Source organism: Streptomyces sp. NPDC054883 (genome assembly GCF_053610645.1).
The window spans coordinates 47,317-56,307 of record NZ_JBSGYT010000037.1; the positions used below are offsets into that span (position 1 = coordinate 47,317).

8 protein-coding genes are annotated in these 8,991 nt (G+C 72.5%); 6 read left to right on the top strand and 2 right to left on the bottom strand.

Annotation, left to right across the window (positions count from 1 at the left end; genetic code table 11):
- Window positions 1-28 precede the first annotated feature (28 nt).
- Both rpsI and glmM read left to right on the top strand, forming a co-directional pair.
- Window positions 29-550 carry a 30S ribosomal protein S9 gene (gene rpsI / locus ACWGH1_RS24750; RefSeq protein ID WP_361312420.1) on the top strand — a complete coding sequence of 174 codons (522 nt, stop codon included), beginning with the start codon at window positions 29-31 and terminating at the stop codon, window positions 548-550.
- Between the two features lie 136 nt (window positions 551-686).
- A complete protein-coding gene (glmM, locus tag ACWGH1_RS24755; RefSeq protein ID WP_453409001.1) occupies window positions 687-2,045 on the top strand; it encodes a phosphoglucosamine mutase in 1,359 nt (452 codons plus the stop codon).
- Window positions 2,046-2,094: 49 nt separating this feature from the next.
- Here the strand turns inward: glmM and ACWGH1_RS24760 are convergent, their stop codons facing one another.
- Entirely contained in the window at window positions 2,095-3,048 is a 954-nt protein-coding gene (locus tag ACWGH1_RS24760; RefSeq protein WP_453409002.1) for a DUF389 domain-containing protein, read from the bottom strand.
- Between the two features lie 16 nt (window positions 3,049-3,064).
- A complete protein-coding gene (gene coaA, locus ACWGH1_RS24765; RefSeq protein ID WP_453352454.1) occupies window positions 3,065-4,084 on the bottom strand; it encodes a type I pantothenate kinase in 1,020 nt (339 codons plus the stop codon).
- 272 nt (window positions 4,085-4,356) lie between these two features.
- On the opposite strand from coaA, the gene ACWGH1_RS24770 reads away from it, so the two are divergent.
- The 4 genes from ACWGH1_RS24770 to ACWGH1_RS24785 all read left to right on the top strand — a co-directional run bounded on the left by ACWGH1_RS24770 (window position 4,357) and on the right by ACWGH1_RS24785 (window position 8,941).
- A complete protein-coding gene (locus ACWGH1_RS24770) occupies window positions 4,357-5,142 on the top strand; it encodes a hypothetical protein (protein WP_453352453.1) in 786 nt (261 codons plus the stop codon).
- A gap of 116 nt (window positions 5,143-5,258) precedes the next feature.
- Complete coding sequence (gene glmS / locus ACWGH1_RS24775; protein ID WP_453352452.1) at window positions 5,259-7,109, top strand: glutamine--fructose-6-phosphate transaminase (isomerizing); 1,851 nt, start codon at window positions 5,259-5,261, stop codon at window positions 7,107-7,109.
- Between the two features lie 12 nt (window positions 7,110-7,121).
- The gene (locus ACWGH1_RS24780) at window positions 7,122-7,490 is read left to right on the top strand and encodes a holo-ACP synthase (RefSeq protein WP_453352451.1); all 369 of its coding nucleotides are present in this window, start codon (window positions 7,122-7,124) and stop codon (window positions 7,488-7,490) included.
- Window positions 7,491-7,552: 62 nt separating this feature from the next.
- Entirely contained in the window at window positions 7,553-8,941 is a 1,389-nt protein-coding gene (locus ACWGH1_RS24785; protein ID WP_453352450.1) for an NAD(P)H-hydrate dehydratase, read from the top strand.
- The last annotated feature ends 50 nt before the right edge of the window (window positions 8,942-8,991 follow it).

Below are 8,991 nucleotides of genomic sequence, written 5' to 3' on the forward strand. Positions count from 1 at the left end.
TAAGACGTAGAAAATTCTGAGGAGCATCGTGGCCGAGACCACCGCCGAGACGACCCCCGTCGAAGAGTTCGAGGGCAACGTCGAGGAGTACACCAGCGAGTCCGAGGTCGTCGTCGAGGGCGACTACACCTCCGAGTCCCTTGCCGGTCGCTTCGGCGACCCCCAGCCGGCCGCCGGTCTGGGTCGTCGCAAGAACGCCATCGCCCGCGTCCGGATCGTTCCGGGCACCGGCAAGTGGAAGATCAACGGTCGCACCCTTGAGGACTACTTCCCCAACAAGGTGCACCAGCAGGAAGTCAACGAGCCGTTCAAGCTCCTTGAGCTCGACAACCGCTACGACGTCATCGCCCGCATCGCGGGTGGCGGCGTCTCCGGCCAGGCCGGCGCCCTGCGCCTCGGTGTGGCCCGTGCGCTGAACGAGGCGGACGTCGACAACAACCGCCCGGCGCTGAAGAAGGCCGGCTTCCTCTCCCGCGACGACCGTGCGGTCGAGCGCAAGAAGGCCGGTCTCAAGAAGGCCCGTAAGGCTCCGCAGTACAGCAAGCGTTAATCTGCGCCTGCTGTTCTGCAACGAAACCGCCCCGGCAGCACTCTCTGTGCTGCCGGGGCGGTTCGTTTACCGCCACAAGCGGCACATACCTGTCACACAGCGGCACTAAACGAAGCGTGAACTCGGGAGGACAACAGTGGGACGACTCTTCGGGACGGACGGTGTACGAGGCGTTGCCAACGCGGATCTGACGGCCGAGCTCGCGCTCGGTCTCTCCGTGGCGGCCGCGCACGTACTGGCCGAGGCGGGCACCTTCGCCGGTCACCGGGCCACCGCCGTGGTCGGCCGTGATCCCCGCGCGTCCGGCGAGTTCCTGGAGGCCGCGGTCGTCGCGGGCCTCGCGAGCGCGGGCGTGGACGTCCTGCGCGTCGGTGTGCTGCCCACCCCGGCGGTGGCGTATCTCACCGGTGCGCTGGGCGCCGACCTCGGCGTGATGCTCTCCGCCAGCCACAACGCGATGCCCGACAACGGCATCAAGTTCTTCGCGCGCGGCGGCCACAAGCTCGCCGACGAGCTGGAGGACCGGATCGAGTCCGTCTACGAGGAGCACCGCACCGGCGCCCCCTGGGACCGTCCCACCGGCGCCGGCGTCGGCCGGATCTCGGACTACACCGAGGGCTTCGAGAAGTACGTCGCCCACCTGATCGGGGTGCTCCCCAACCGCCTCGAAGGCCTCAAGGTCGTCCTGGACGAGGCCCACGGCGCGGCCGCGTACGTCTCCCCGGAGGCCTTCGCCCGGGCCGGCGCGGAGATCATCACGATCGGTGCCGAGCCCGACGGCCTGAACATCAACGACGGCTGCGGCTCCACCCACCTCGGTCTGCTGAAGCGGGCCGTGGTCGAGCACGGGGCCGACTTCGGCATCGCGCACGACGGTGACGCCGACCGCTGCCTGGCCGTGGACGCCTCGGGCGCGGAGGTCGACGGGGACCAGATCCTCGCGGTGCTGGCGCTGGCCATGCGCGAGGCCGGGCAGCTGCGCGAGAACACCGTGGTCGGCACCGTCATGTCGAACCTGGGCTTCAAGCTGGCCATGGAGGCCGAGGGCATCCAGGTCGTGCAGACCGGCGTCGGCGACCGCTACGTGCTGGAGTCGATGAAGGAGCACGGCTACGCGCTGGGCGGCGAGCAGTCCGGCCACGTGATCATCCTCGACCACGCGACGACCGGTGACGGCACCCTGACCGGGCTGTTGCTGGCGGCCCGGATCGCGGCCACCGGGCGGTCGCTGGCGGAGCTGGCGGGCGTGATGCAGCGGCTGCCGCAGGTGCTGATCAACGTGCCCGACGTGGACAGGTCCCGCGTCGGGACCTCCGGCGAGCTGGCCGCGGCGGTGGGCGAGGCCGAGCGCGAGCTGGGCGCCACCGGACGGGTGCTGCTGCGTCCCTCCGGTACGGAGCCGCTCGTACGGGTGATGGTGGAGGCCGCCGACATCGAGCAGGCCCGCGCGGTCGCGGGACGCCTGGCGGACGTCGTGAAGTCGGCGCTCGGATAGGTCCTCGGCGCCGCCGGAGCCCCGTCGCCCCCGCCCGGGGCGGCGGGGCTCAGGCCGTTCCGGGCGGGGTGCGGCTCCAGCGGCCGCGCGCGGTGCGCCACAGCAGCTTCTGCGCGTACAGGGTCAGGGTGCCGGCCAGCATGATCCCGCCCAGGTTCAGCAGCAGCTGCTCCGCCGAGCCCCACATCTGGCCCACCTCGCCGTAGCTGAGGGCCACGGCGGCGTTGGCGGCCGCCGGGACGGTGGTCACCGAGATCGCCACGCCGACCAGCGCGCCCGACTTCGCGGAGGTCAGGGACAGCACGCCGGCCACCCCGGCGAGCAGGGCGACCGTGAAGGAGAACGAGTCCGGCTGCCAGATGAAGCTGGTGTTCGGGCGCGGGTTCTCCAGCATCGAGCGCTGGAACAGGCCCAGCGCGTTCATCGCCAGGCTGAACAGGGTCGTCGCCGCCATCGCGGCGGCGAAACCCGCCAGCAGGGCCACCAGGGAGCGCGCGGCGGCCTTGGGGGCCCACCGGACCAGGCTGGTGCAGACACCGGCGAGCGGGCCGAACTCGGGGCCGACGGCCATCGCGCCCACGATCAGGATGGCGTTGTCCAGGACCACGCCGCAGGCGGCGATCAGCGTCGCGACGATCATGAACGCGGTGTAGGTGACGGTGAGGGTCGACTCCTCCTGGGTCGCCTCCGTTAGCTGCTCCCACAGCACCGCGTCGGCGGCCTCGCCGGGCGCCTCCTCCTCGGCTTCGGCGGCGCTCTCGGACAGGGTGAGGTCGATGTTCTCGACGGCGATCGAGCCGTCCTTGTCGATGCCCAGTCGCCGCAGCCCGTGCAGCAGCTCGTCGCCCGCCTCGCGGGCGACGTCACACATCACGACGTCACCCGCTGGGACCAGGGCCGCGCCGGTCAGCACCACCAGATGGGTGGTGCCGACGGTCCCTTCGACGAGGCGGAGCACGGCGTGCGTCCGGTCGGGCGGGGTGATCATCCGCAGGTGCAGCATGCCCGAACAGTAGCTTTCAAAGTTTGCGCAGGCTGAGCTTCTGCACCTTGTGGTCCGGGCCCTTGCGCACGACGAGGGTGGCCCGGCCGCGGGTCGGGGCCACGTTCTCGATCAGGTTGGGCCTGTTGATGGTCCGCCACATCGTCTGCGCGTACTCCAGGGCCTCCTCCTCGGAGACCTGCGTGTACTTGCGGAAGTAGGAGAAAGGATTCTGGAAGGCGGTCTCGCGCAGCTTCCGGAACCGGTTCAGGTACCAGCGCTCGATGTCCTCGGGGCGCGCGTCCACGTAGACGCTGAAGTCGAAGTAGTCGGCCAGGCCCACCCTGGTCCGGCCGTCCTTGCCGGGCAGGGCCGGCTGGAGGACGTTGAGCCCCTCGACGATGAGGATGTCCGGGCGGCGGACGACGAGCTGCTCGCCGGGGACGATGTCGTAGATCAAGTGGGAGTAGACCGGGGCCGTGACCTCGTCCTTGCCCGCCTTGATGTCGGCGACGAAGCGGGTGAGCGCGCGGCGGTCGTACGACTCCGGGAAGCCCTTGCGGGCGGTCAGGCCGCGGCGCTGGAGTTCCTTCATCGGGTACAGGAACCCGTCCGTGGTGACCCGCTCGACGCGCGGGTGCTCCGGCCAGCGGGCGAGCAGGGCCTGGAGCAGCCGGGCCACGGTGGACTTGCCGACGGCGACGGAGCCGGCGACCCCTATGACGAAGGGGGTCCCCTGCTGGGCGCCGTGGCCGTTGCCGGCATCGCCGAGGAAGGTGTTGAGGGTGCCGCGGAGGTTGCTGGTGGCGCCGACGTAGAGGTTCAGCAGGCGGGACAGCGGGAGGTAGACGTCGCGGACCTCGTCGAGGTCGATGACGTCGCCCAGGCCGCGGAGCCGTTCGACCTCCTCGGCGGTGAGCGGGAGCGGAGTGCGCTCGCGCAGGGCGCTCCACTCGGCCCGGGTGAGGTCGACGTAGGGAGAGGGCTCGGGGGGCCGGCGGTGGCCGGCGCGCTCCGTTGCGCGGCCCGGCGTGCTTCGTGGCGGCGAAGTGATCACAGAGCCATTGTCGGGGCTCGCGCTCGCTTATGGGTGGTGTGGTCGGTCACGTGGCGGAGCGGGCCGGGCAGGGCCGTGGCATGGCCGGATATCGATTGGAGTGTCGTGTCGGTCTCGCGCCGATCACGATTGGCGACGGTGTGTGAAAACCGGATCGTCCGAGCGGGCTCCTCCCCGTACATTGCTGATCGCCGCAGCTCCGGCGCGCGCCCCCGACCGAGGGCGCTGCGCGGGGCTGCCTTGGGTGTTTCTTGTTCCGGGGGAGATCTTTCGTGCGTACCGCGTTCGTCCGTCGTGCCGTCCTGACCGCTTCGGCGGTGTCCTTGGGCCTGTTGGTCACCGCCTGCGGGTCGGGCGGGGCGGGCGCCGCGAAGGCCGACTTCAAGGCCGGGTCCCAGCCGTCGGCCACCGCTTCGGGCGAGGCCCCGGCGGGCCCCAGGGGGAAGACCGCGGCCGAGCTGGGCACGCTGCTGGTCACCCAGGCGGACCTGCCGGACCACCGGCTGGAGCCGGTGCAGGACGGCGCGGTGCAGAACGACCCGATCGAGACCGACAAGGCGCCCTGCAAGCCGCTGGCCCAGGCCGAGAGCATGCAGCCGATCGGCACCTCCGCCGGAGTCGCCCGGGTCGTCGCCAGCGGCAAGCCCCGGCCGGCGGGCGAGGGCGCCGGCGTGGCGGAGAAGCTGGACGCGGCCATGGGCGCCCTCAAGGTGACGGCGGCCACGTCGGTCGCGCTGGTGTCCTACGACGGCAAGGGCGCCGAGGGGGCCTTCGCCGCCGTCAACGACGGGGTCCGGGCCTGCGCGGGCGGCTACTCGGTGTCGCAGGCGGGGGAGAAGACGGACATCGAGAGCGTCAGGGCCGACACGGCGCTCTCCGGCGGCGACGAGGTGGTCTCCTTCGTCACCGTGATGGACCTGGGGGACGGCGACAAGAACGTGACGCGCGTGGTCGTCCTGCGCAAGGGCAACACCCTCGCGATGTTCACCGCGCTGAGCCTGAGCGGCGAGGCCGAGCAGCCCAAGGCCGTGGTGGACGCGCAGACGAAGAAGCTCTGACCGGCTGACTCGCCCTCAGGCCGGCGTCAACCCCGCTCCGGCGCATTCGCCGGGGCGGGGTCTTCGTCCGGTTCACGTACCGGGCAGGAGGCCGGCCACGGCGTACCCTGCGCCCTATGTGCGGAATTGTGGGTTACGTGGGAGCGCAGTCGGCGCTCGATGTGGTCATCGCCGGACTCAAGCGGCTGGAGTACCGCGGCTACGACTCGGCCGGTGTGGCCGTGCTCGCGGACGGGGGACTGGAGGCGGTCAAGAAGGCCGGCAAGCTGGTCAACCTGGAGAAGGAACTGGTCGGGCATCCGCTGCCGGCCGGGTCCACGGGCCTGGGGCACACCCGGTGGGCGACCCACGGCGGGCCCACCGACGTCAACGCCCATCCGCACCTCGACAATTCGGGGCGCGTGGCGGTCGTGCACAACGGGATCATCGAGAACTTCGCCGCGCTGCGGACCGAGCTGGCCGAGCGCGGGCACAAGCTGGAGTCCGAGACGGACACCGAGGTCGTGGCGCACCTGCTCGCCGAGCAGTTCGACGCCGGGTCAGGCGACCTGGCGGAGGCCATGCGACGGGTCTGCCGGCGGCTGGAGGGCGCTTTCACGCTGGTCGCGGTGCACGCCGACGCGCCGGACGTGGTGGTCGGGGCGCGCCGGAACTCCCCCCTGGTGGTGGGCGTTGGAGAGGGTGAGAACTTCCTCGCCTCGGACGTGGCCGCGTTCATCGCCCACACCCGGTCCGCGATCGAGCTGGGGCAGGACCAGGTCGTCGAGCTCCGCCGCGAAGGGGTCTCGGTGACCAACTTCGACGGTTCGGCCGCGACGGTGCGGGCGTACCACGTGGACTGGGACGCCTCGGCGGCCGAGAAGGGGGGGTATGACTACTTCATGCTCAAGGAGATCGCCGAGCAGCCGAAGGCTGTCGCCGACACCCTCCTGGGCAGGATCGACGCGAGCGGCCTGCTGACCCTGGACGAGGTGCGCATCCCGGCCTCCGTGCTCCGCGAGGTCGACAAGGTCGTGATCGTGGCGTGCGGTACGGCGTACCACGCGGGCATGATCGCGAAGCTGGCCATCGAGCACTGGACCCGCATCCCGTGCGAGACGGAATTGGCCAGCGAGTTCCGCTACCGCGACCCGATCCTGGACCAGCGGACGCTGGTGATCGCGATCTCGCAGTCCGGCGAGACCATGGACACCCTGATGGCGCTGCGGCACGCGCGCGAGCAGGGCGCCAAGGTGCTGGCCGTCTGCAATACGAACGGGTCGACGATCCCCCGCGAATCGGACGCCGTGCTGTACACGCACGCCGGTCCGGAGGTGGCCGTCGCCTCCACCAAGGCGTTCCTGACGCAGCTGGTGGCCTGCTATCTGGTCGCGCTGTACCTCGGGCAGGTGCGGGGTACGAAGTGGGGTGACGAGATCCGCGCGGTGATCCGGGAGCTGTCGGACATCGCCGCGGCCGTGGACCGGGTGCTGGAGACGATGGAACCGGTACGGGCGCTGGCGCGTTCGCTGGCCGACAAGAACACCGTGCTGTTCCTCGGCCGCCACGTCGGGTACCCGGTGGCGCTGGAGGGCGCGCTCAAGCTCAAGGAGCTGGCGTACATGCACGCCGAGGGCTTCGCGGCGGGCGAGCTCAAGCACGGGCCGATCGCGCTGATCGAGGAGGACCTGCCGGTGGTGGTCGTGGTGCCGTCGCCGCGCGGGCGTTCGGTGCTGCACGACAAGATCGTGTCGAACATCCAGGAGATCCGGGCCCGCGGGGCGCGCACGATCGTGATCGCGGAGGAGGGCGACGAGGCGGTGGTCCCATACGCGGACCACCTGATCCGCATCCCCGCCACGCCGACGCTCTTGCAGCCGCTGGTGGCGGCGGTGCCGTTGCAGGTGTTCGCGTGCGAGCTGGCGACCGCGCGGGGGAACGAGGTGGACCAGCCGCGTAACCTCGCCAAATCGGTCACGGTGGAATAGGGGCATGGTGTTGTGATTATCGGTGTGGGCATTGACGTTGCCGAGATCGAGCGGTTCGGCGCCGCCCTGGAGCGGACGCCGCACCTGGCGCAACGGCTCTTCGTCGACGCCGAGTTGACCCTGCCGAGCGGCGAGCGGCGCGGGACCGCCTCGCTCGCCGCCCGGTTCGCGGCCAAGGAGGCGCTCGCCAAGGCGCTCGGCGCGCCCGGCGGGATGCTGTGGACCGACGCCGAGGTGTACGTCGAGGAGACCGGGCAGCCGCGGGTGCGGGTGTCCGGGACAGTGGAGGCGCGGGCGCTGGCGCTCGGGGTCAAGTCGTGGCACGTCTCGCTGAGCCACGACGCGGGCGTGGCCTCCGCCGTGGTCATCGCCGAGGGATAGACCGCGCCGGTCGGTCCGGTGGACCCGGTGGTCCGGGCGGCCTTTTCGGGCAGGGTGGTGGAATGCGTACTGCTTACAGCGTGGAGACCGTACGGGCCGCCGAGCGCGAGCTGATGGCGCGGCTGCCGGAGGGCACCTTGATGCGGCGGGCGGCGGCCGGGCTGGCCGCCGTGTGCGCCGGGCTGCTGGGAAGGGTGTACGGCGCCCGGATCGTGCTGCTGGTCGGCCCGGGGGACAACGGCGGCGACGCCCTGTACGCGGGCGCGCGGCTGGCCCGGCGCGGCGCGGGGGTGACGGCCGTACCGATGGACCCGGAGCGGATGCACCCGGGCGGGCTGGCCGCCCTGCTGGCCGCGGGCGGCCGGGTGGCCCCGGCCGTGCCCGGGCGCGCGGACCTGGTGGTGGACGGACTGCTCGGCATCGGCGGCCGCGGCGGACTGCGCCCGGCGGCCGCGGGGCTGGTGGAGCGGATCCCGCCGGGCGCGGTGGTGGTGGCCGCGGACCTGCCGAGCGGGGTGGCCGCGGACACGGGCGAGGTGGCGGGAGCGGCGGTACGGGCCGACGTCACGGTGACGTTCGGGGCGTACAAGCCGGGGCTGCTGATCGACCCGGGGGCCTCGCGGGCCGGTGCGGTGCGGCTGGTGGACATCGGCCTCGCCCTCCCGGCGCCGGACGCGCAGGCGTTGCAGCACGCCGACGTGGCGGAACTGCTGCCGGAGCCGGGCGCGGCCAGCGACAAGTACCGCCGGGGCGTGGTCGGCATCGTCGCCGGGTCGGCCCGCTACCTGGGAGCGGCGGTGCTGGCCGTCGCGGGCGCACTGCGCGGCGGCGCGGGCGCGGTGCGGTACGTGGGCCCGGCGGCGGTCGGGGAGGCGGTGCTGGCCAGGTACCCGGAGACGCTGATCGGGCGGGGCCGGGTACAGGCCTGGGTGGTCGGGCCGGGGCTGGGCGACGAGCGGGGCGCGGAGGTACTGGCGGACCCGGTGCCGGTGCTGGTGGACGCCGACGGGCTGCGCGGGCTGGACCCGGCGGCGCTGCGGGCCCGGACGGCGCCGACGTTGCTGACCCCGCACGCGGGCGAGGCGGCGGCGCTGCTGGGCGTCCGGCGGGAGGAAGTGGAGGCGGGCCGGCTGGCCGCGGTACGGGCGCTGGCCGAGCGGTACGGGGCGACGGTGCTGCTCAAGGGCTCGACGACGCTGGTCTGCGACGGCGGGGTGGTCCGGGTCAACCCGACCGGGACCCCGTGGCTGGCCACCGCGGGCAGCGGTGACGTGTTGTCCGGGCTGGCGGGCTCCCTGCTGGCGGCGGGACTGTCCGCGCCGGACGCCGCTTCGGTGGCGGCGTACCTGCACGGCCTGGCGGCGCGCCGCGCCGCCTCGGGCGCCCCGCTGCTGGCCCACGAGGTCGCCGAGGCCCTCCCGGGCGCCTGGCGCGACGTCCGCGTTCCCTGACCGGCCGGCCCCCCGGGGCACGGCCCGCCGAGGGTGTGGTGGCGGTTCTG